General features: G+C 39.3%; 15 protein-coding genes. 7 read left to right on the top strand and 8 right to left on the bottom strand.

The features are described 5' to 3' along the window. Positions 1–64 precede the first annotated feature (64 nt). The 6 genes from ACIQXP_RS17375 to ACIQXP_RS17350 all read right to left on the bottom strand — a co-directional run bounded on the left by ACIQXP_RS17375 (position 65) and on the right by ACIQXP_RS17350 (position 6915). The gene (locus ACIQXP_RS17375) at positions 65–1354 is read right to left on the bottom strand and encodes a bifunctional folylpolyglutamate synthase/dihydrofolate synthase (protein WP_387506278.1); all 1290 of its coding nucleotides are present in this window, start codon (positions 1352–1354) and stop codon (positions 65–67) included. 244 nt (positions 1355–1598) lie between these two features. After that, positions 1599–2438 (bottom strand): energy transducer TonB, encoded by an 840-nt coding sequence (locus tag ACIQXP_RS17370; protein ID WP_387506276.1) that lies wholly within the window; start codon positions 2436–2438, stop codon positions 1599–1601. Beyond that, entirely contained in the window at positions 2438–2839 is a 402-nt protein-coding gene (locus ACIQXP_RS17365; protein WP_025144642.1) for an ExbD/TolR family protein, read from the bottom strand. The genes ACIQXP_RS17370 and ACIQXP_RS17365 overlap by 1 nt, the downstream gene beginning before the upstream one ends. After that, positions 2839–3543, bottom strand: coding sequence for a MotA/TolQ/ExbB proton channel family protein (locus ACIQXP_RS17360; protein WP_090985321.1), 705 nt, complete (start codon positions 3541–3543; stop codon positions 2839–2841). The genes ACIQXP_RS17365 and ACIQXP_RS17360 overlap by 1 nt, the downstream gene beginning before the upstream one ends. Further along, entirely contained in the window at positions 3543–5357 is a 1815-nt protein-coding gene (locus tag ACIQXP_RS17355; RefSeq protein ID WP_387506273.1) for an HU domain-containing protein, read from the bottom strand. Before ACIQXP_RS17355 ends, ACIQXP_RS17360 begins: the two co-directional genes overlap by 1 nt. Before the next feature lie 655 nt (positions 5358–6012). Then, positions 6013–6915, bottom strand: a complete 903-nt coding sequence (locus ACIQXP_RS17350) for a class I SAM-dependent methyltransferase (protein ID WP_387506271.1) — start codon at positions 6913–6915, stop codon at positions 6013–6015. A gap of 163 nt (positions 6916–7078) precedes the next feature. On the opposite strand from ACIQXP_RS17350, the gene ACIQXP_RS17345 reads away from it, so the two are divergent. The 7 genes from ACIQXP_RS17345 to ACIQXP_RS17315 all read left to right on the top strand — a co-directional run bounded on the left by ACIQXP_RS17345 (position 7079) and on the right by ACIQXP_RS17315 (position 16774). Then, on the top strand, positions 7079–7654 hold the full coding sequence (locus ACIQXP_RS17345) for an RNA polymerase sigma factor (protein WP_387506269.1): 576 nt from the start codon (positions 7079–7081) through the stop codon (positions 7652–7654). Continuing rightward, complete coding sequence (locus ACIQXP_RS17340) at positions 7651–9141, top strand: outer membrane beta-barrel protein (RefSeq protein ID WP_387506267.1); 1491 nt, start codon at positions 7651–7653, stop codon at positions 9139–9141. Before ACIQXP_RS17345 ends, ACIQXP_RS17340 begins: the two co-directional genes overlap by 4 nt. A 394-nt stretch (positions 9142–9535) precedes the next feature. Further along, a complete protein-coding gene (locus ACIQXP_RS17335) occupies positions 9536–10846 on the top strand; it encodes an SWIM zinc finger family protein (protein ID WP_387506265.1) in 1311 nt (436 codons plus the stop codon). Next, entirely contained in the window at positions 10843–12303 is a 1461-nt protein-coding gene (locus ACIQXP_RS17330) for a DUF5691 domain-containing protein (RefSeq protein WP_293741382.1), read from the top strand. The genes ACIQXP_RS17335 and ACIQXP_RS17330 overlap by 4 nt, the downstream gene beginning before the upstream one ends. 12 nt (positions 12304–12315) lie before the next feature. Beyond that, on the top strand, positions 12316–13398 hold the full coding sequence (locus ACIQXP_RS17325) for an ATP-binding protein (protein WP_387506263.1): 1083 nt from the start codon (positions 12316–12318) through the stop codon (positions 13396–13398). Position 13399: 1 nt separating this feature from the next. Further along, entirely contained in the window at positions 13400–15625 is a 2226-nt protein-coding gene (locus ACIQXP_RS17320; protein WP_387506261.1) for a DUF5682 family protein, read from the top strand. Positions 15626–15634: 9 nt separating this feature from the next. Beyond that, a complete protein-coding gene (locus ACIQXP_RS17315; protein ID WP_293741385.1) occupies positions 15635–16774 on the top strand; it encodes a VWA domain-containing protein in 1140 nt (379 codons plus the stop codon). A gap of 59 nt (positions 16775–16833) precedes the next feature. Here the strand turns inward: ACIQXP_RS17315 and ACIQXP_RS17310 are convergent, their stop codons facing one another. Together ACIQXP_RS17310 and ACIQXP_RS17305 are read right to left on the bottom strand one after the other, a co-directional pair. Continuing rightward, entirely contained in the window at positions 16834–18531 is a 1698-nt protein-coding gene (locus tag ACIQXP_RS17310; protein WP_293741386.1) for a porin family protein, read from the bottom strand. Positions 18532–18536: 5 nt separating this feature from the next. Further along, a complete protein-coding gene (locus ACIQXP_RS17305; RefSeq protein ID WP_387506259.1) occupies positions 18537–21560 on the bottom strand; it encodes a tetratricopeptide repeat protein in 3024 nt (1007 codons plus the stop codon). Between the last annotated feature and the right edge of the window lie 105 nt (positions 21561–21665).

Raw genomic sequence — 21665 nt, 5'->3', positions numbered from 1 at the left:
GCTTTAGTTAAAGGGCTAAAGTAATGAATTTAGATAAAGCTACTTTGAAGTTAATGTAAAGATTTTATATCGCTTCGGCCACTACAAACGTGCTTCCACCAATAAAAACCAGATCTTTAGGGCTTGCCGATTGAATAGCAGTTGCTTTTGCTTCAAGAACTGATGTAAAACTTTTTCCTGTTAAGCCAAATGCGGCAGCCTGTTCTTTTAAGCGATCTGCATCTAAACCGCGTTCCAAAGCGGGTTTGCAAAAATAATAAGTTGCATTTTTTGGCATTAACAACAATACTTTCGAAATGTCTTTATCGTTAACCATGCCGAAAACGATGTGCAGGTTCTGGTAAGGCGTTTGTGCAATATTTTTAATCACCTCAGTAATGCCAGCTTCGTTATGCCCCGTATCGCAGATTACCAAAGGGGTTCTGCTTAAAGTTTGCCAACGTCCCTGTAAACCAGTTTGCTTTTTAACCTGGCTGATGCCGCTGTAAACACTTTGCTGATCGGTTTTAATTTCGGTTTTCTCGTTCAGCACAGTCAGGGTTTGGAGAACGGTTAATATATTTTTAGGCTGATAAATTCCGGTAAGATCACTTTGAAGATCTTTATATTTGATTTCTCTTCCCTGATAAACGGATACGGAAAGTTTACTGTTTTTGACTTTAAGATCCTGTGTGTTCAGTACCTGGTCGGCAAAAACAATAGTCGCGTGTTCAGTGTTGGCTTTTTTAATGAAAACTGGCGCAGATTCTTCTTGCGTTTCGCCAATCACCACTGGGATACTCTTTTTGATGATGCCTGCTTTTTCTCCTGCAATTTCCGCAAGGGTATTCCCGAGCATATTCATGTGATCGAGGCTGATATTGGTGATGACTGAAATTTCCGGGGTGATGATATTGGTAGAGTCCAGCCTCCCGCCCAAACCCACTTCAATTACCGCTACATCTACCTGATGTTTTGCAAAATGATCGAACGCCATAGCAACAGTTACTTCAAAAAAGGAAGGTTCGGTTTTTTCGATGAGTTTTTGCTGTTCTTTTACGAATGATACCACTTCAGTTTTGCTGATCATTTTTCCGTTGATGCGAATGCGCTCCCGGAAGTCTTTCAGATGGGGTGAAGTATACAATCCCGTTTTATTTCCCTGGGCCTGTAGCACGGAAGCGAGCATGTGGGATGTTGAGCCCTTCCCGTTTGTTCCGGCCACATGGATGCTTTTAAATTTATGTTGAGGATTATCCAGAGCTTCGCAAAGGATGATGGTATTCGTTAAATCTTTTTTAAAAGCTGATGCGCCAACGCGGGTAAACATCGGAAGTTTACTGTATAAAAAATCAAGCGTTTGTTGGTAGTTCATAATATACGTCAAATATAGGTTGACTGGCGTAATTATGAAATCAAATGAGAAAGATTTCTTCCGAAGTTTTTACTTTTTTTGATGGTAAAGGATGTACAAAACCAGCAGGGTAGGTGAAGTCAGATGTTTCCATCTGACTTATAGTTTAGATGATACTCATGCATCATTAATCGTTAAGAGATCCTATCAATCTTTTGAACAAATATAGTCTGTCAGATAGTAATATCTGACAGCACAATAAAAATTATTTAACTTTAAAATTAAACATCACAATTCCGGTTTGTACATCTGGAGCGGATTCCAGTTTGTTTAAACTTGCACCCAATACAGCCTGCTCGCACTTTCTCCAGAGGGCTAAATCAGATAAGGTTGTACCTTTAGCTCCGGCGCGTGCCTGTACAACTTTGCCATTTTTGTCTACGCGGATCTGGACGGCAATTTTTCCTGCGCTCTGTCCATCATCCTGTATTCTGGGGATATCGATAAATTTTCTGCTGGCTAAAGATAGCTGTACATTGCCATTTCCCGACCCCCCTTCACCATAATTTGATGCTAACGGATCGCCATCTTTATCACCCTGGTTGCCTGGCGTTTTTCCGGTACCGTCTCCTTGTCCCTGACCGGTATTTTTCTTGCCTTTGTAAAGTGCATTTTGGTTAATTACCGGCTTAGCAGGTTTATCTTCTGTTACAGGCGTAGGTGCAGTTGTTGTAACTTTTGTGGGTTTGGTATTTACGGCAATGGCATCTTCGGTACTCTGTGTTTGTACCTCTTTATCACTGCTTTCGGTGGCGGTATTTGGTGTAACCTTCTCTTCAGGTGTAACCTTTTCAGGCGCTTTACCATTCGCATTTGGATCTGCAGATGGTTCTTCAATGCTGGTATAATCATCGCCCATACCTTCTGCCGAAGTTCCGTAATTTACCACCATGCCGCCCATACCTACTTCTTCAGGTGGTTGGAATGAACCAATCACAATAAAAAAGCTGATCAATAACAAAAATCCCATAATACCGCTTGCTATAGCAATGGCCTTTGGATAATTGTTTTCCTCCTGAGGTACGTTTTGTGCTTTGTAGTTCATTATTTTTTAGGTTCAACGGCTACAACAAGTTTCAATTTCAGTTTATTGGCAATATCGTTCACCACAAATCCATCCTGATAAGTTACATTGCGCGATACATATAAAAGTATGGTCATATCTGGTGCCAGCTTTTGATATGATGCCAGGGTAGGCTCTAATTCCTCAATGCTCACCGGTTTCTTTTCAACGAAATATTTTAAATTTTCGTCTATTGTAACGGTAACTGCTTTTTTGGCGGTAGATTGCTGTCCGCTTGATGATTGTGGCAACAATAATTTTACTACTGTAGGATTGACGACTGCAGAGGCCAATAAGAAAAACAGCATCAGGAAGAACATAATATCGTTCAACGCTGAAGTATGTACTTCTACCGATCCTTTTGTTCTTTTGCGTAAATTCATTATTTGCCCGGTTCTTCTAGTAAATCAATAAAATCAATTGCATCAGTCTCCATTTTAAGAATGATTTTTTCAACCATAATATTTAAGATATGATAGAGTACATAAGCAATAATCCCGATAATTAATCCGGTTGCAGAGGTAATCATTTTGGTATATAAACCACCGGAAATTGTTCCGATTTCGATTGCTCCCTTAATCGATACCTGGTGGAAAATGGTAATTACCCCCACAATTGTACCTACGAAACCGAGCATTGGCGCAATACCTGCAACAATACCCAGGATACTGATGTTTTTCTCTAATTTAGAAACTTCTAATTTGCCCACATTTTCAATTGCGCCTTCAATATCTTTAATCGGGCGGCCAATGCGTTTTAAGCCTTTTTGCAACATGCGAGAAAGAGGGGAGTTGTTATTTCTTAAAAGCGACATGGCACCATCTAAATTTCCGGATTGGATATAAGACCGGGTTTGCGCCATAAGGTTAGCCTCATCTTTTGTGGCTTTTTTAATGGTTAAATAACGTTCAACAAAAATAATCAAAGCCAAAAAAGCCAAAAAAGCCAACGGAATCATTACCCATCCGCCTTTAAAAAGCAGATCTATAAAATGGAGTTCTTGCTGTGGCTGTGTTAATGTTTGGTTAATTGCATTTGCTGTGTCTTGCAATGCTTGTGTGGTGTCCTGAATTAATAAAGTTATCATTATGGTTGTGTGTTGTGTTTTTGTTGTACGAAATACCCTTTGCCTTTAAGTTTTTTCTCTAAAATATCTTTTTGCTCTTTAGCTTCTTTTTCTGTGCTGAAGCTTGCTATACTCACCTTTTTTAAACGGCCCGGAACAGCTGCTATTTCGGCCTTTAAACCAATTTTTTCCATTTGTTTGATAAAAACAAGCGCCTTTTTTTCTGATTGGAAAGATGCTGCGATAACATAGAACGTAGAAGGACCAGTGTTTGGTACAACTTTGTTTTCTTTAGGCGTTTCGATAGCTGGCTTAGCAACAGGTTTAACCACTTCTTTTTTAACGGTATCTGTTTTTTGCTGAACCTGATTAGCCTTTAATATACTATCGGTTTTGGCTATTGAATCCTGTTTCGCTTTCAAAGTATCCACTGCAACCTTAGGCGAATCGATAATTACTTGTGCAGGTTTCTCAGTACCGGTTGTTTCTCCTGTAAATAACTCGGGCTTAATCAAAAAGGTTATTGCTGCAACCACAAGCAAAGCCACAATTGCAATCGTAATCATTAACCAGGTAGACATACCTTGCCTAGCTTCATTGCTGTGTTCGAGCGGGTCATGGCCAAAACGGTTTGGATGCTCAGCATGCTGTTCTTTTATAAAAGCTGGTGCCTCAATTATGGGCTCTTCTTTTTTAACTTCCTCTTCTAAATTAATATATTTTTTTGGCTCATCCGTTTCTGGCCTCAATGAAAAACGGCCCGAATAATTTTGTTGGGGTTGAACCGGTTCAGCGCCTGCTGCTTCTGCATTTTTTTCTGCTTCTGGTGTATGGCCAAAACGGTCAGGATTTTCGTCATGCTGCTCTACTATCGATGTAGGAACACCAACCTGGTTAACGTCTTCAACCGGGCCGGGTACGCCGGTATCTTTTACCTGTTCGGTTTTATTCGTTTGACTATCTTCAACAGCACGGTGCTCAGCAGCAATATTTTCTACTTCTGATTCTGGTGCATGACCGAAACGTTTTGGATGTTCTTCATGCTGCGAAATCAACGATTCTGGTACTGCTACTTCTTGAATAGGTTTTAACTCTTCTTTCGTTTCAGTAGATTCTTCTGTTTTACTTGAATGTGTATTAGCAGCAGTATCTTCAATCTCCGATTCTGGTGTATGGCCAAAACGGTTTGGATGTTCTTCATGCTGTTCTTTAATAAATTCAGGCACTTCAGTAATTGCTAATGAATCTGTTTGTGTATGTTTTAAAGTGTTTTTAAGATCATCCTTAACTTCATCTAATTCGACGTTTTCAATGTTAGGGGCCTGATAAGACTTATTCTCAAAAGAAGATGGTGCAACTGGCGCTTCCGCAATTTCGTCATAAATCTCTTCCTCTTCGTTCTTTGGTAAATCTGTTTTTACCTCTTCAACGATCGTTTCTTCCAGCGGTGGAAGTCCATAAAATTCCGAACCATAATTCATGTCTTTAACTGGTTCGAAAGCTAAACCTTGTTCAGTAAAAAATAAGCGTCCGGTATTTTTAAGTTCGGCCTCGTGGTCTACTTCAAGTTTTTCATTTACTTCTTCAACAAACTGTGCAATGCGATTGAGGGCATCTTCATTTGTAATATTGGTTTTAGTTGAAATAAAGTTAGCCAAAGCTTCCTGTTCGATTACTTCTTCGGAAAACCGGAGGGTATAGCCTGGAGGCAAAAACGTTTGCCTTTCCTTATCGTATCTTCCGGGGTATTTTTTCTTATAAAAGGTGCCCAAGCCGGTAATACCAACTTCTTTGCGTTGCTGCAAGAGTGCCAACAGGTATGATAAGATATCCATTCGGGTAAAATTAAGCGTTTTAAATTAAAAATTATATTTTACCTTCAAATAGTGTCTTTGGATGCTATTATACATCCTATTTTAAAAGGGGACAAAAAACGGTACAGATAGTTGTTTCCACTATGAAGAAATTACAGTTCTTTAAACGTATAGCTGTATCCGTGCAAAGATAACGGCTACAAAGATAGAAATGGTATGCGAGTAAGCAAATGACAAGATCAATATAATCGGGTTAATGGCCTAATGTTGTGATGTAGTGATAATAAAAAAAAGCAAGAGAACCCAGGCTATCCTGCTCAAATGTTGTTTGTAACGGTAAAAATTATCCGGTTAAAAATCACAGCGCATACAAATATTAATCATGTAAATCGCATCCTTGCTCAAAAGTATCTCACATGTTTTTTTTCTTTCCGATGATTAATTGCTTTAATAGCCAGGTATATACCCAGGAATAAAAGCAATGCTGAAACAAGCAAGCCCGTTGCTACGGGAAGAAACAGGCTGGCGGCAGCAAAAAAATCGGTCCAGTTTATAAGCGGATAATAAAAGTAAGTGAGCATTAAAAAAGCTGCTAAAGTTAAAAAGGAGCAAAGGTAAAGGGCTATTACTGTTGTTTTGGTTCTCATATTTTTGGGAATGGTTGGAAGTATTGGGCTTAATCTAAATAAGGGTTTTGTGGAATGTGAACCAGATGGTATCCATTTTTCTTAAGGAGCGCTATTGTACACTCATCTGGCAACTGTTTAAAAATAACGGTGGCTAATACCTGCGAGGGCATGGCTTTTATCCTGACAAGAACATCAAGGATAAACTTCTTTAATCTGATAAAGAAAAACTGTTTACTATAGCGTTTAGTTGATACCAAATCTGCTCCTTTAAACCAGTAATTTGGATTAATTTTTTTAAATCCGATTAGAGGCAGGCCTAAACCAGCTGCTAACTTTTCAAATTCTCTTTCCGAAACCTTATAAACAAAATTTCCGACCGGCTCAAATGAAAAGCGGTTATTCCATAATTTATTTAAAAAATGCGCATTCCGGTTCAGAAGATTGCTTAACATCAATAGCAGTGGCATCTTGATTACCGGATCTTGTGGCTCTATAACGATTACGCCTTGTTTGGCTACCCTGATCATTTCGTACATGGCAGCATAGGGCCTTGGAAAGTGGTGATAGGATTCTTTACAAAGTACAAAATCAAAACTATTGTCTTCTTGTGTAAGTTTTTCTGCATTCTCCGCAACACAGGCATCAATGATTCCTCTTTTTAGTGCAATATTTAGAAAATCTGTATTGAGATCAGTTGCTAATACACTGTTGCCTGAACTAAGGATGTATTGCGCATCAAATCCATAAGCATCACCTATGGTAAGCCAACGTTGTTTCTTTTTTGCTAAAAGCGGATCAATGCAGTTAAAGAATAGTTTTTGAAGCCAAAAAGCTACATTATTTTTGCCGGTAGCAATGGCTCGTTCATAAAAAACGGTTTTAGCACTTTCAGATGGGAAATGTGTTTTATACCATTCATCATGTCTATTGTAGCTTTCGGTATGGTGCATATAAGAGGTTTTATAAACTTATACGAAGGCATTATTATAAACGCTTGGTCGAAAATAAAATACCGTAGCAAAAAATAAATTAATTTTAACCCAGCGTTTTTCATATTCACCTCGTAATCCTCTTACAACACGATGAAGAAAAACCGCTTACCGAACCAAATGGATGAACCTTTTTTCTAAGCAAGATACTAAACTGATCAAAGGCTGTAAAGCTAATGAGCGGCAAGCACAGGAGGGGCTCTATAAACTTTACTATGCCGATATGCTGCGTATATGTTTCCGTTATTTAAAATCTGATGATTTGGCACAAGATGCACTAAACACCGGCTTTTTGAAGATTTTTCAGCACATCCAAACCTTCGATGCAAAAAAAGGAGAATTTGGAGCCTGGATCAGAACGGTAATGGTGAGATCATGCATTGATATTGGCAGAAGAGAAGCCAAGTTTAATGAAACCGTTAGTCCGGATGAAATAGAAGAAATTTTTATTCAACCCTCAGTATTAGATAAACTTTTTGTTGAAGATCTCCTCAAATTGATACGCTTATTGCCAACCGCTACGCAGCTGGTTTTTAACCTTTCGGTTATAGATGGCTATTCGCATAAGGAGATAGGGGAACATCTGAATATTACCGAGAGCACCTCAAGGTGGCATCTCTCTGAAGCGAAGAAACAGTTGAGGGAAATGTTAGCGTCCTCAGCCATTGATAAACCAACTGAAAAAACGAAAAAGAAATGAAAAATTCAGCATGGTATCATAAACTCTGGCGCGATAAATTTAATGGTTTGCCTGTCAAGGATGCTGCTGATGCCTCATGGACAGGTATGCAGAAACTGCTCAATGAGCAGATGCCGATCGGTACGGGTGGTAGCCACGGACCACATTTATCAACAGGCACCAAACTATTAAAAGTAGTTAAAATAATAGGATATACCTTCTCTGTAGCTGCTGCAGCCTCTACTGTGGGTTACTTCACACTTAAAAAATCGGACAATAAGCAGAATGAAATAGAAGAGAAGGTTAAATCGGTCTTTTCGGATTCGATGCTTGTGGATAGCAATAAGGTATTAAATTATGATGAAATAGCTGACAGCACAATAATCAGAGATAGCCTCAATGGCGCAGAGGACTCGTTGAATGCAGATGTGGAGCAAAATAAATCTGTTGGCGATGATGTTTCGGAGCTGGAAAAACCGGCCGGGCAAATGGAAAACAGCGCTTCTAAAACCATGAGAGCAAATGCAGCTACTCCTTTAAACAACAAATATTTCGTTGCAAAAGAATCTAATCGAGTCGAATCAATTGAAGATTTAAATAAGATAAGCCTGAAATCCAGTTCGAAAGTGGAAGTTATCAGCAATACTGACCAAAAGGAGAACAGCTTATTTGGGAAAAGCGGCAAATTATTATCGTGGCCAAAGCTACATCAACAAGAAGTTACCTATATTGATCTTCCCCTAAAAATTCAGCGTATAGCAATACCGGTAGTTAAAGCTAATGATTTTCAAAATTCATCAGGGAATCAAGATAACACGACACGGCATTACGATAAAAATGCTGAACCTAAAAATCAAAAGGAAACAAATATCAGCTTGCCTAAAATCAGAACGAATAAAACCAAACAAAACGGTTCTATTGATCCAAAGTATAGTTATGGTTTAACGTCCGGGATGAATGTGCAAAAAGGAAATAATAGTTTTTATATAGGTGTATTTGGTTCCTATGCATTCAATAAAAACTGGCAACTTACAGTTGGTTTAAATGCCAACAGTAATCAAAAAATTGCAGGGAAATTTACACATCCGAGTTATTACCGACCAGACTCGGTACCACCGCTTACCATTGCTACAACGCGAAAATTGGTTACAATCGATATTCCATTAGCTGCTGCGTATAAGTTATCAAAGCATATCGATTTGAAAGCTGGTCCGATAGTTAGTTTTGTAGGCAAGCAATCTATAGGAATCACCAAATTAAATCCAATAGTCAATCCGCGCGACACGTTATACCATAGCAAGCAAATCGACTCTATCATAGTTAATACTAATACCGTAAACAATAGGGTAAACATCGGAATTACAGGGGGCATCAGCATTCATATTAAACAATTTGATGTTAATGGCAGCTACCAATGGTTAACCCCATACAAGCTAAGCAATAGTTTGGGTTCTTTTAAACAGCGTAATCACTTTTTTAGGATTGGGATAGGGTACAGGTTTCGGTAAACACGTCAAAAATAGGCTTGGTGTGTGGTTTTACAAGGGGGAATTACAAGAGGGAAGCAGCTGCCAATCAGATTTTTATACCTTGAAATATTGAGCCACAACGGGAAAAAAAATAGATAATTCAAGAATATTACCTCAACTTGCTTATATCCGGCTTCACACTGATGGCGGCTTTTGTTTTACATAACTAATAATCGTCTACTAAAAATAAACAAATACGCTTGATGTATTATATTTTGATAAATTTTTAGTGAGGCATGTTAAGGATTATAAGTAATTTTTATATTTGGTTTTAACTTATGCTAACTAGATGGTACGCTCAAATGAAAAAAATATACAGTAAAACCCAATCCTCGATTTCCAGAATGCATCCGGATAAACTCATTGAAGAAGGATGAAGTTTACGCAAGAACAGATTTTAAAGTTTGCTCCCGATGATGCATCTGTAAAAGCAGGGAAAGCATTAGCTACGCCTTCGAAATGGGTCGTTACGGCTGCTCATGAAAAAGCACTTTGGGGGGATTGTCAGGGGAGTGGTAAAACACCCTATAAAACCATTATCGATTTAGTTAATCTTGCTTTTAAGTGTTCTTGTCCCAGTAGGAAATTTCCTTGTAAACACGGCTTGGGTCTACTTTATCTATATGTTTCCCATTCGTCTGTTTTTTCCTGTGAAGAGAATATGGCGCCACATGTAGAAGAGTGGATCAATAAACGTTCTGCGAAACAGGAAGAAAAAAGACCTAAAGAAGATGCAGTAGCAGATGAGAAAGCCCAGCAAAAGAGAATAAAAGCGAGGACTAAAAAAGTTGATTCAGGTATCGAGGAACTTAGGTTGTGGATTAAAGATTTAGTGCGTAGCGGTATCATGCATATTCCACAGAATGCCTATGATTTTAACAAAAATATAGTTGCAAGGATGGTAGATGCACAGGCTGGTGGCTTAGCTAATAACCTTAAAAGACTGAATAATATTAATTTTTACAAAGAGGGTTGGCAAAAATCACTGGTCAAATCGCTGAGCAAAACCTACCTGCTTACAGAGGCCTATAAAAATCAGCAACTGCTTCCGGAAGATCTTAAACAGGAAGTAAGGTCGCTGGTTGGGTGGAATATATCAAAAGAGGAAATACTGGCGAACACAGGCATAACTGACAATTGGTATGTACTATCGATTGACACTACCGAAGATAATAATCTAAAAACGGAGAAAATCTGGCTCTACGGTGAAAAAACCAAGTGTTATGCACTTATTATTAATTTCTATACTACGATTCAGGCTAATGCCAATAATTTAATACCGGGAGATGTTGTTCATGCAGCGCTTGCATTTTATCCTTCGCCCACACCTTTAAGAGCCTTATTTAAAGGTGAAGTTAAAAAAGAAAATGTTCAGTTCTTTCCAGAAACGCAAAGTAATATTGCGGATCTTTTCAGGCACGTTTCGGGTTTATTAGCCATCAATCCGTTTGCAGAAGAAATTCCTTTTTTACTATCCTCTGTAAAGCTCATTTTTGAAAACGAAACATGGTTTTTGGTTGATTCGGATCAGAAACTCATTTTATTGAGCAATTCTGAAGATGAATCTTGGCTAATCCTTTCCATCACCAAGGGTAATTCTTTCGTATGTTTTGGTATTTATCAGAATGAGCAGTTCAACTTAGCTTCAGTTTTTATAAATGATAAACAGTACCCGATAAAATGAGCGATCAGAAAATTATAAAAACAGCCCTTTTAGGCACTGATAAAGTGACGTTTGATCCAATTCCCGATTTAGTCGGGATAGGTAACCGAATTATAGCCGGGCAGGTAGATAAGGAAGATGCTTTTTTGAAAAATGCTGCGGTAAATTTCCTGTATCACGAATCAGGGAGGATACCTGATGTTTATAGCGGTGCCCAGCAAGGTTGTCCGGATGAAGAAAAAACCGAAGTAGATGCATTTACCGGTTTTCAGATCAAATCAGCACTCCGGTTAAAAGACGATGTGTTATTTTATTACTTGGTTTACAGAACCAATCAGGCCAATAAAATATTTGGTGCAGATCTGGTTACCATTGCTTTAAATAAAGCTTTATTACAGAAACGGAAAGCTGAAGCAGTCTTAACAGCCTGCGGTGAGACGGGAAAGTGGCTGGCAGGCATCAATAAAAACTGGGCGGAACTTTTTGATTCCGTTTCGTCAGGGCAGGATTGGGAAACAGGTAACCTGGAATGGCGCCTAAACTATTTTGCAGGTTTAAGAGCAGAGGCGCCATCAGACGCTTTGGCGTTATTAGCTGATCTGCAACAGGAAAACGCAAATGTAAGGGCCGAATTTATCGCTTTGTTGGAAATCAATCTTTCCATCAACGATGAAACTTTTTTAATGTCAGTTTTAAATGATAGGAGCAAAAAAGTAAGAGATATTGCTATTTACCTGCTTAAATTGGTGCCAGGTACCGCAATAAATCAGCTATTTTTAAACTACCTCATCAATAGCCTTTCCGTTAAAGAAGAACGGGTAATGCTTTTTGCAAAGAAAAATGTTTTGACTATTGATCCGGGGGTTACACCGGGTGATGAATTGTTTAAATATGGTTTGGAGAAAATCAGTTCACAAAAAGGTATTGATGACGCTGTTTTTTGGGTGGCCCAGATTTTTGAGTTTATCGATATCGGGACGCTGGCTTCAAAATTTAACCTTTCGGTAGAAGATTGGCTGAAACTGGTATTAGGCGATCAACATGCTAAGGTTTTTAAACCTTTTCTGAAAAATACAGCAATTCATTTTAAAGATGGGTTATTAAGTAAAAAACTGCTTGAATCAGGTATTGAGAATGGAATCGAACTGCTAAAGTATGTTAATCCTAAAGAGCGGACGACTTTTATTAAAGAACTACTCGAAACTGATTTCAACAGGGTATTGGATTTGCTTTTGGAAAGTTATGATATGATAGAAACGGTTATTGCAGAACGGATTTTTAAAAAACTATCTGATAATCCTTATGCAATCCAGACCAACGTTTACCAAAAGCTGGCTTTATCAATGCCTGATAGCCTGTTACCACTCATGGAAAAATTCGAAACACCGGCTTCAGACCATTATCAGGCAAAATATTTCAGTAACCAGGTAGTAGCGATGGTTCGCTATATTGAGTTGAGGCAAACACTAAAATTTTAAAATCTAATTAGCGTGGAGAATAACGTATTAAGACAAGCTGCCGAACAACAGTTTAAGCAGGAAATTGAAGAATTAAAAAAGGAAGATAAACATGTAAAACCCGTAAACTGGCAGTTATCGCCACATGCCGTGATCGATTATTTGATGGGCAAAAAACTGGGGAATGGTTTTGAGGTAACCCCAAAATATATTGGCAACAGAAGGCTGATGGAAATCGCTGTAGCGACGTTAACTACTGATAGGGCTTTATTGTTATATGGTTTACCAGGTACGGCCAAATCATGGGTTTCAGAACACATTACTGCTGCGATTACCGGCGATTCTAATCTGGTGATACAAGGTACGGCAGGTACCAGTGAGGAAGCGGTACGTTATGGCTGGAATTATGCCATGTTATTATCAGCAGGTCCGGTTAAAGAAGCCATTGTAGAAACACCTGTAATGCGGGCAATGAAAGAAGGCAAGATTGTACGTATCGAAGAGCTTACCAGAATTGCAGCCGATGTTCAGGATTCACTGATTACCATTCTGTCCGAAAAAATGTTACCTATACCCGAACTAAATACGCGGGTGCAGGCGGTGCAGGGTTTTAACGTAATTGCAACCGCAAATAACCGGGATAAAGGGGTAAATGAACTGTCAAGCGCACTAAAAAGACGTTTTAATACGGTTATTTTACCTGTACCTACTTCAATTGAGGAAGAAGTTAATATTGTTGAACAAAGGGTGGCCAGTTTTAGCACATCAATTAACCTGCCTGTTCAAAAATCGATAACCGAAGAGATCAGGAGGATCGTAACCATTTTTAGGGAACTCCGTAACGGTGTTTCGCTTGATGGTAAAATCAAACTGAAATCGCCGTCGGGCACGCTAAGCACGGCAGAAGCCATTTCCGTAATGAATAATGGATTGGCATTGGCCTATCATTTCGGCGACGGGTCTTTAAAAGCTGATGATATTGCCAGCGGTATTATCGGTTCGGTAATCAAAGATCCTGTACAAGATAAAATTGTGATGCAGGAATACATGGAAACCGTTCTGAAACAAAAAGACGGATGGAAAGACATTTATAGGGCTTGTAGAGATATCGTTTAATATGTCTGTTCATCTTTTAGGAATCAGGCACCATGGCCCCGGATCTGCCCGCCATGTTCTGGAAGCACTGCAAAACCTCAGGCCCGATGTGATATTGGTTGAAGGTCCACCGGAGGGAGAGGCCATTTTAAAGTGGGTGGGCGATCAGGAAATGAAACCGCCGGTTGCCTTATTGGCTTATGTGCCTGATAATCCGAAACAATCCGTGTTTTATCCTTTTGCAGAATTTTCGCCAGAGTGGCAGGCCATTATTTATGGTTTAAAAAATAAAATACCGGTAAGGTTTATCGATATGCCCCTTATCCATAAACTGGTAGAGGTGCCTGCAGAGGAATCACCCGAAAATGCTACACCTGATGATATAGGTATGGCAGATGAAGTGGGGGACTTTATTCCTGTTACTAACAATCCGTTATCCCATCTGGCTGAAATTGCTGGTTTCGATGATCAGGAAGAGTGGTGGGAACATCATTTTGAGATTGCAAAGCAACCCGAGGATGTTTTCGCATCAATAGGAGAGGCCATAGGCGCATTGAGGGAGGGGCTAACAGAGAATAACAGGGTTGAAAAAATCCGTGAGGCATTTATGCGTAGAGGCATCAGGCAGGCAGAACGTGAAATGTATAGTTCAATTACGGTAATATGTGGAGCCTGGCATGTACCTGCCTTGCAAAATATGCCCAAACAAAAGGATGATGATGCACTGTTAAAAAATTTGCCTAAAACTAAAATCGAAACTACATGGATTCCCTGGACGAATGACCGCCTTGCTTTCGAAAGCGGGTATGGTGCTGGTTTGGATTCGCCAGGCTGGTACAAGCATATCTGGAACAACCAAAATGACGATGGCACAAGGTGGTTAACCTATAGTGCCAATGTTTTCAGGAGTAACAAAATCGACATCTCTTCTGCACACATTATTGAGGCTGTAAGGCTGGCTAATACCCTGGCAGCATTAAGAAATCTAAGCAAAGCTGGTTTAAAAGAACTCAATGAATCCACCCAAACAGTAATGTGTATGGGCGATGATATTCAGATGCAACTAATCAGATCGGAACTTATTATCGGCAACGATATGGGAGCTGTACCAGCGGGAATTCCACAGGTACCCCTGCAGAAAGATTTTGAACAACAGGTTAAAAGCCTGCGCCTAAAAGTAATCAACGAAGAAAAAATACTTAATTTAGATTTAAGGGAAACAAGTGGTCTGCAAAAAAGTATCCTGTTCCATCGCTTGCTGATATTGGATATTAAATGGGCAAAGCAAAGATATATTTCGGGTAAAGGTACTTTTAAGGAAGAGTGGCTATTACTTTGGCATCCAGAGCTTTCCATCGCACTACTCGAAAAAGCGCCTTGGGGCAATACGGTTGAATCGGCATGTAACCATTACCTGAAACATGTTTCACTTAACTGTGGTCACCTTGCCCAGATCACTGAACTGGTAAGCAAAGCACTGCCTGCTGATCTTCACGAAGGCGTACAAATATTGTTGACGAGAATGGATGAACTGGCTGCCATGACATCAGATATCGCCATGCTAATGGATGCATTTATCCCATTAACGGAAGTAAGCCGCTATGGCAACGTTCGTAAAACTGATCAGGAAACCATAGGTACTATTCTACAATCGATCTTTTTTCGTTTAAATGTAGGTTTGCCATCGAGCTGTTTCGGAATTGATGAAGAGCAGTCCGTTGTTGTTGCAGGTAAGATCAAAGCTGTAAACAAAGCGATTTTGTTTTTAGACGATGAGATGATGAAAAACGCTTGGTTCGAAACCCTTGCCAAAGTATTAAAACTTAAAAATGTGGTACCGCTGGTTCATGGGGCCTGCTGTAAACTATTGTACGATTCAAAAGTAATTGGTACAGAGGAAACTGCCCTGGAATTTAGCAGGGCACTTTCCGGGGGTAATGATCCATCATATTCTGCCTTGTGGATAGAAGGCTTTTTAAAAGATGCAGCAACGGTTTTAGTCTTTGACCACGAAATCTGGGAAATCCTGAATAACTGGTTATCGGAAGTAAGTGCTGAAGTATTTTTAGAGGTTGTTCCACTGTTGAGAAGAACCTTTGCCACTTATACCCCATCCGAAAAAAATAGTATTGCACAAAAGGTTAAGCAGGCGCCGCCGTTAGGCAGAAGCTTTACACAGAAGGATGAAGTTGATGTAGCGCGGGCGGAAATGGTTTTGCCTATACTCGAAAAAATACTTGGTTTTTAAACTTAAGCTATGCAAGAAGAACTAGAAAAAAGATGGAGGTTGATATTGGGCGGGCAAACCCGGCAGGAGCTGGATGTAGTGCTCACAAAGCAGGAAACCGGCATCGACAATACTTTGGAGGCTTTATATAATTCAGATCGGAAAGGTGGCTTAGGACCTTCATCGCCAAATGTTTCGAGATGGCTGGGTGATATCCGTGAATACTTTCCACAAACAGTGGTAAAAGTAATGCAGCAAGATGCTATTAAACGGATTAATCTCACTTCTATGCTCAACGAGCCAGAGATACTCGGCACACTTATTCCTGATGTCCATTTGGTGGCAAACTTAATGACTTTGGGCCGGGCTATTCCTCAAAAAACAAAGGCAACGGCACGTTTAGTGGTTCAAAAAGTAGTTGATGAGCTGATGCAGAAATTAATGACGCCAACCCAACAGGCCATCATTGGGAGTCTTAATCGTTCAGCGAGAAACAGAAGGCCCAAACATAACGAGATCAACTGGGCCGAAACCATTAAACGGAACCTTAAACATTACCAACCTGAATATAAAACCGTTATTCCTGAAACCCGGATCGGTTATGGCCGGAAACGGAAATCGATGAAAGACATTGTGCTCTGTTTGGATCAAAGTGGATCGATGGGAACCTCTGTGGTATATTCGGGGATTTTTGGCGCCGTAATGGCTTCAATTCCGGCAATTACTACCAAAATGGTGGTTTTTGATACCGAAGTTGCTGATTTAACCGAGGAGCTACATGATCCGGTTGATCTGCTTTTTGGTGTTCAGTTGGGAGGAGGTACCGATATCAGTAAGGCATTAACCTATTGTGCTCAGATAATAACAAAGCCGTTGGATACGGTATTGATACTGATTACCGATTTATATGAAGGCGGGAATTTGGAAGCAATGAAAAATATGGCTGCACAGCTGGTTAACAATGGGGTACAATTGATTACAATTTTGGCGCTTAATGATGATGGCTCAACAGCTTTTGATCACCACAATGCCGAATTTCTATCCTCGCTGGGCGTACCTGTTTTTGCCTGTACGCCTGATCTGTTTCCCGAATTAATGGCAGCGGCGTTGAACAAGCAAGATATTAATCAATGGGCTGGCGATCATGATATTAAAGTACATGCCAAATAAACCCCAAAAAAAATGCCCTCCTATTTGGAAAGGCATTTTTTGTACGCTTAAATAGTTGCTTAAAAAGAATAAGTCAATCCGCCGAAAATATTAAATCCATTTGCCTGGTAATATAAATACCTGCTGTAGTTGTTATTTAAGATATTGTTCGCTTTAGCAAAAACAGAGAATTTTTTATTGATCCTGTAATCTGCACCAAGGCCTAAATCTACATATCCTTTAACTGTCTCAATAAGTTCTATGCCCGGGTTCGGAATTACATATTGCGAAGCAGGAACCGGCGCACCTGTATATACTTTAGCTTTTACATCATCCTGAATGACTACACCAGCATTAAAGCTTAGTTTTTTGTTGAAAGTATACATAAAGTTCGAACTCACTTTTAAGCCTGGTTTAAACCAGGAGTAGGTTTCAGAAGCCGGCTTCCAATCATCCAGGTTTAATTTTCCGGTCCATTTTAAAGCATCGCTTACCTGAACTGAAATTTCGCCTTCCAGACCAGTTAATTTTGTTTTGCCGAAATCGTAAATGACATCGAACTTATTAAAGTCGGTAAAGTTGTTTACAAACAAAGGCATATCATCAAACTGTTTTACATAGATACGGGCTTTGTAACCAAAACCAGGTCCGCCTGTACCTTTAACACCTGCGCTGAAACTTAATTTTTCTACAGTATTTTTAACCAGGATATTACTGTTTAGCCATGGATTTTCATCGGTAAAGTTTTTTAACGAGTTTCTGTTTACATCTCCTTTAACTTCTCCAAAAACCTGTAAATAATCAGGAATCAGTGTAAAGTCGGCCGTAACCGCAGGGAATACCTTCGTGCTGCTATAGGCACCAAATTCCTGAACGAAATTAACGCCTGCGGTAATTTTAGCCCCCTTAACCTGTAAGCGGATGTAAGGGTTTAAACGCAGCAAATTGTTGCCAACACTCGTTAAAGCATCTTTCGTGTTTCCAAATTCGGTTGACGCAGCTAAGCCAAGGTTTAAAGAATTAATACGCTTGTTAACATAACCGTTTAAGCTCAGGTAATTTTCTTTAGCGCTAAATTTATCGTTCCAGATATAGCCATTGGCTTTTAAGGCATAGCTAAAAGCATCTTCGTCCTCGGTGAAGTTTTTCACCAATTCGCCTTCTAATTCGATGGTTGTTAATGCCTGTTTATCCGGATTGGGATTTAGCGTAGGCCTGCTGTTATCGATCCCATAAAAATAAGTGCCGTTACGCTCGAAATTAATGCGCCCGCTTACTGTATTTTCATCCAAAATACTGCGACCGAAAACACTTAACTGTTGGTTGCTACTGTTCTGTTTATTTAACTTTCCTTCCTGACTGAAGTGTTTAAAATAGCCACCAACCTGTAATCCTTCATCTTTGCCAGTGTTGAAATATGCTTCTCCTAAAAGAGTAGCCAAAGAACCAAATCCACCTTTTACATAATTGTTGACTAAAATGCTTTCTTTTTCTTCGGCAAGTGCCTGGGCCTGTAATTTTTGGATATCACTGTTTAGCTCCAGTTTTCTATCCATAATGCTGTAGTTTAATTTAGCTTTATATGTTTTAACGTCATCCAAATTTGGGCTTCGTCTCAACTTTACCGCTTCGGCCAAAATGGGTTTGTATGGGCGCACTACTTCAATCTCTTCATTTACTACGCCTTTTTCCTCCGCTTTTTTATCCTGGGCCTGTGCGGTCATTAAGCCGGCAGCTACAAAAAACAGCGAACTATATATATATTTAATCGATTTCATAATTGCTACTTCTTCTTGTTTAGTTTTTCTAGTTTTTCTTTGGCTGTCGGAATGATATCGTCCTTGCCTTCGTAATTATCAATAATACTGAGAAGTGTACTTTTCGCCTGTAAATTGTCTTTAAGGGCTACATAATTATCAGATAAAAGGATAAAAGCTTTCGCTACCCAATAATCGTAAGCGGCCATATTGTTAATCAGGTCAAAACAGGTTTTAGATGAAGTTTTGAAATCACCTTTGTTGTATTCCAATAAAGCTAAATTGTACTTGGCTTCGGCAGCAGCAACAGTTTTTGTTTTAGCCACTACATTCTTAAACTCTTTTATGGCAGTTGTAGTGTCGCCTTTTAGTAAGTAAGCTTTACCGGAGTATAAGCTGGAACTGTTTTTTTCTTCTTCCGATGCTTTTTCTGATTCTTTAGTCAGCTGCGCGTACTTAAGCATGTCATCAGGCATGTTTAAGGCAGTATAAGCCTTTAACAAGTTATTGATGGCAAAACTATAATGCGATTTGTAATCAGTAGTTGTTTCCAGTCTTTTCAGGTAAACAATGGCTTCATTGTATTTTTTCTGGTTTAAAAACAGTTGCGAAATACTTACCAATGAACGTTCTGTATAATCACTCGTCCAGTCGTTTAAGATAAATTCGTAATCAGGAATGGCTTCATCCGGGCGACCTAATTTAACCAATGATTCAGCTCTGATAAATTTAGCTTCCTTTTCATGTATCGCTTTAGGGAACTTATCAAAATAAGCATTTATCGCCTGAAAAGCGCCGTTTGCATCTCCTTTTAGATAGGTATTGTTCGCTGCAGCAAATACAATGTTATCCTGCTCCGAGCCAGAGTAATTTCCCAGTGGAGTAGTGGCGGCATACGCAATAAAGCCATCCGCATCGCCACGGTCTACATAAATGTTTTTAATTGATTCCATGGCCTGCTTAGCTTCATCGGCAGTTGGATAATCACGGATTACTTTTTTAAACGATTCTAAAGCAGCATCATCCTGATCCTGATTATATTGAACCAGACCAATGGTAACCAGTGCTTTAGCTACGTAGCTGCTTCGTGGATATTTGGCAACCAAAGCTACAAGGTCAGATTTAGATTTATCAAAATCACCTTTATTGAAATAGGTATAGGCTGTTTCGAAACCGGCATCATCCGCGTAGTTTGAGTTTGGAAAAGCCTTCAATAAGTTTTGCATGGTTGCAATTTTCGCATCATACTGATTTTCCAATCCCTGGATCATTCCTTTCTGGAAAGTAGCATAATCCTCAGAAGTAGTATGTCTGTTGATGATCTTATTGTAATTCGCCATCGCGTCACCATAATTCTTATTAACGAAATACGAATCGGCTAACCGAATAGTGGCATCATCAATGGTTTTTTGATCTTTATCGTTGCCTGCAAGGAATTTTTCGAAATAATTGGCCGCCTTGCTGTATTTTTCATCTTCAAAAGCTGCATAAGCTAAAGCATAGTTGGCAAAATTATATACGCCTGTCTTATCGGCATCCGGCATTTTCAGGAATTTCTCGAAAGTGCTAACCGCTTCTCCATACTTGCGCAGTTCGTACATCGATTCTGCTTTCCAATACGTGTTTAAAGCATAAATCTCATTGTCTTCCGGAAATTTGTCGGAGCGTAAAAACATGGATAAGGCATTTGGGAAAGCCCTTTCGTTGTAAAACTCCAATCCTCTGAAATAAGTAACCTTTTGATAGGCTTCTTTAGCCTCCAGGTTTTTATCAGGAATAGGTTCTAAAATGTCTACAGCGGCCTGATAATTTTTAGTGGTTAATAAAACCTCGCCCAGTAAAGTTTTCGCTTCGTTTATTTTACGCGATTTTGGAAACGTTTTTAAGAAACCCTGTGTAGCTTCCAGGGCCTGCTGGTGAAATTCTAACTCATAGCTTAATTTAGCGTAGTTTAACCAGGCTTCTTCCTGTATACTTTTATCAAAACTCAAGCGGGAAGCCCTGAAAAAGGCACTTTGTGCTTTCTGTTTATTTCCCAGCTGGATAAAAGCCTTGCCTAACGTATGCATACCGTTTTGCAGGTAAATATCATCGTTATTCAGTTTTTCTAAAACGGTAACCGCCTCTTTGTACTTTTTATTCTGGAACAAACTGTATCCATATTGATAAATAAAAAGGTTGTTTTTGGTTTCGCTTTTGTCTTTTGCATAATATTCTGCAAAATATTTTTCCGCATTTTTGAATTCAGATTTTGCAAAGTAAGATGCCGCAACCAGGCTCAGCATCTCTGGTTCAAACTGTTGTTTTGTTTTTTGAATGGCTGCCAGCGCATAGCTGATCACATCATCATAACGCTCATCCAGGTAGTACATTGATGTGATATAATAAGGATAACTCGCCTCATAAGTAGGTGAGCCCTTCAGCTTTTCGAAGTTGGCCAATGCCGTTTTATACTCTTTATTTAAGTAATTGATGTAGGCGAAGTAGTAAGTGGCACTTTCCTGAAAATCACCTTCTTCTTTTTTTACTTTTTCGAATAAAGGCTCTGCCTTATCGTAGTCTTTAAGTTCAAAATAGGCATAACCCTGCTTAAACTGGTATTCATTTCTTTGTTTGCCCGAAAGAGTAGAAGGGTCGGTTTTTTCGAACCAATCTAACGCTTTTTTATAGTTTTTTTGATTGAAATAAGTTTTTCCAACGTAGAAATAAGCCAGTTTGGTATTCGGATTTAACGGATAATCGCGGATGAATGCCTGAAACAGACTCTCGGCATCGGCATTGGTCAGTTCCAATGCACAAACAGCTGCATAAAACTTTGCGTTTTCCTTAAGTAACGACAGTTCGGCATTGCTTTCTGTCTGGGTAGAAGGTTTATAACGTTGCAGCTCTACGAGTTTAAATTGTTGCGCAGCTGCCGTATATTTTTCTTTGTCTAATAATTCTAAGCCCGTTTGATAGTTTTTGTTGAGGTTTTGCACCGCACTAACTTGCGCATAAGTGCTAAAACTTCCTGCTAAAATTAGCGGAATTAGTAAGTATTTTTTCTGCATCGGTTTCAAATATGGTTGGTACTAAATTAGAAATAGTATCAGAGCTTATCAACAGAAGTAATTAACATCTGTTAATAACACAAATTAACGACGGGATTCTTGGTT

The organism is Pedobacter suwonensis (genome assembly GCF_044762335.1).
GTDB lineage: Bacteria > Bacteroidota > Bacteroidia > Sphingobacteriales > Sphingobacteriaceae > Pedobacter.
The sequence above is the reverse complement of the archived record's forward strand: the minus strand, read 5'-3'. Positions and strand labels throughout refer to the sequence as shown.

Bases quoted from the DNA above. Each gene is read 5' to 3' on its own strand.
- ACIQXP_RS17375 (WP_387506278.1), bottom strand. From the start codon at position 1,354: ATGAACTACCAACAAACGCTTGATTTTTTATACAGTAAACTTCCGATG.
- ACIQXP_RS17370 (WP_387506276.1), bottom strand. From the start codon at position 2,438: ATGAACTACAAAGCACAAAACGTACCTCAGGAGGAAAACAATTATCCA.
- ACIQXP_RS17365 (WP_025144642.1), bottom strand. From the start codon at position 2,839: ATGAATTTACGCAAAAGAACAAAAGGATCGGTAGAAGTACATACTTCA.
- ACIQXP_RS17360 (WP_090985321.1), bottom strand. From the start codon at position 3,543: ATGATAACTTTATTAATTCAGGACACCACACAAGCATTGCAAGACACA.
- ACIQXP_RS17355 (WP_387506273.1), bottom strand. From the start codon at position 5,357: ATGGATATCTTATCATACCTGTTGGCACTCTTGCAGCAACGCAAAGAA.
- ACIQXP_RS17350 (WP_387506271.1), bottom strand. From the start codon at position 6,915: ATGCACCATACCGAAAGCTACAATAGACATGATGAATGGTATAAAACA.
- ACIQXP_RS17345 (WP_387506269.1), top strand. From the start codon at position 7,079: ATGAACCTTTTTTCTAAGCAAGATACTAAACTGATCAAAGGCTGTAAA.
- ACIQXP_RS17340 (WP_387506267.1), top strand. From the start codon at position 7,651: ATGAAAAATTCAGCATGGTATCATAAACTCTGGCGCGATAAATTTAAT.
- ACIQXP_RS17335 (WP_387506265.1), top strand. From the start codon at position 9,536: ATGAAGTTTACGCAAGAACAGATTTTAAAGTTTGCTCCCGATGATGCA.
- ACIQXP_RS17330 (WP_293741382.1), top strand. From the start codon at position 10,843: ATGAGCGATCAGAAAATTATAAAAACAGCCCTTTTAGGCACTGATAAA.
- ACIQXP_RS17320 (WP_387506261.1), top strand. From the start codon at position 13,400: ATGTCTGTTCATCTTTTAGGAATCAGGCACCATGGCCCCGGATCTGCC.
- ACIQXP_RS17315 (WP_293741385.1), top strand. From the start codon at position 15,635: ATGCAAGAAGAACTAGAAAAAAGATGGAGGTTGATATTGGGCGGGCAA.
- ACIQXP_RS17310 (WP_293741386.1), bottom strand. From the start codon at position 18,531: ATGAAATCGATTAAATATATATATAGTTCGCTGTTTTTTGTAGCTGCC.
- ACIQXP_RS17305 (WP_387506259.1), bottom strand. From the start codon at position 21,560: ATGCAGAAAAAATACTTACTAATTCCGCTAATTTTAGCAGGAAGTTTT.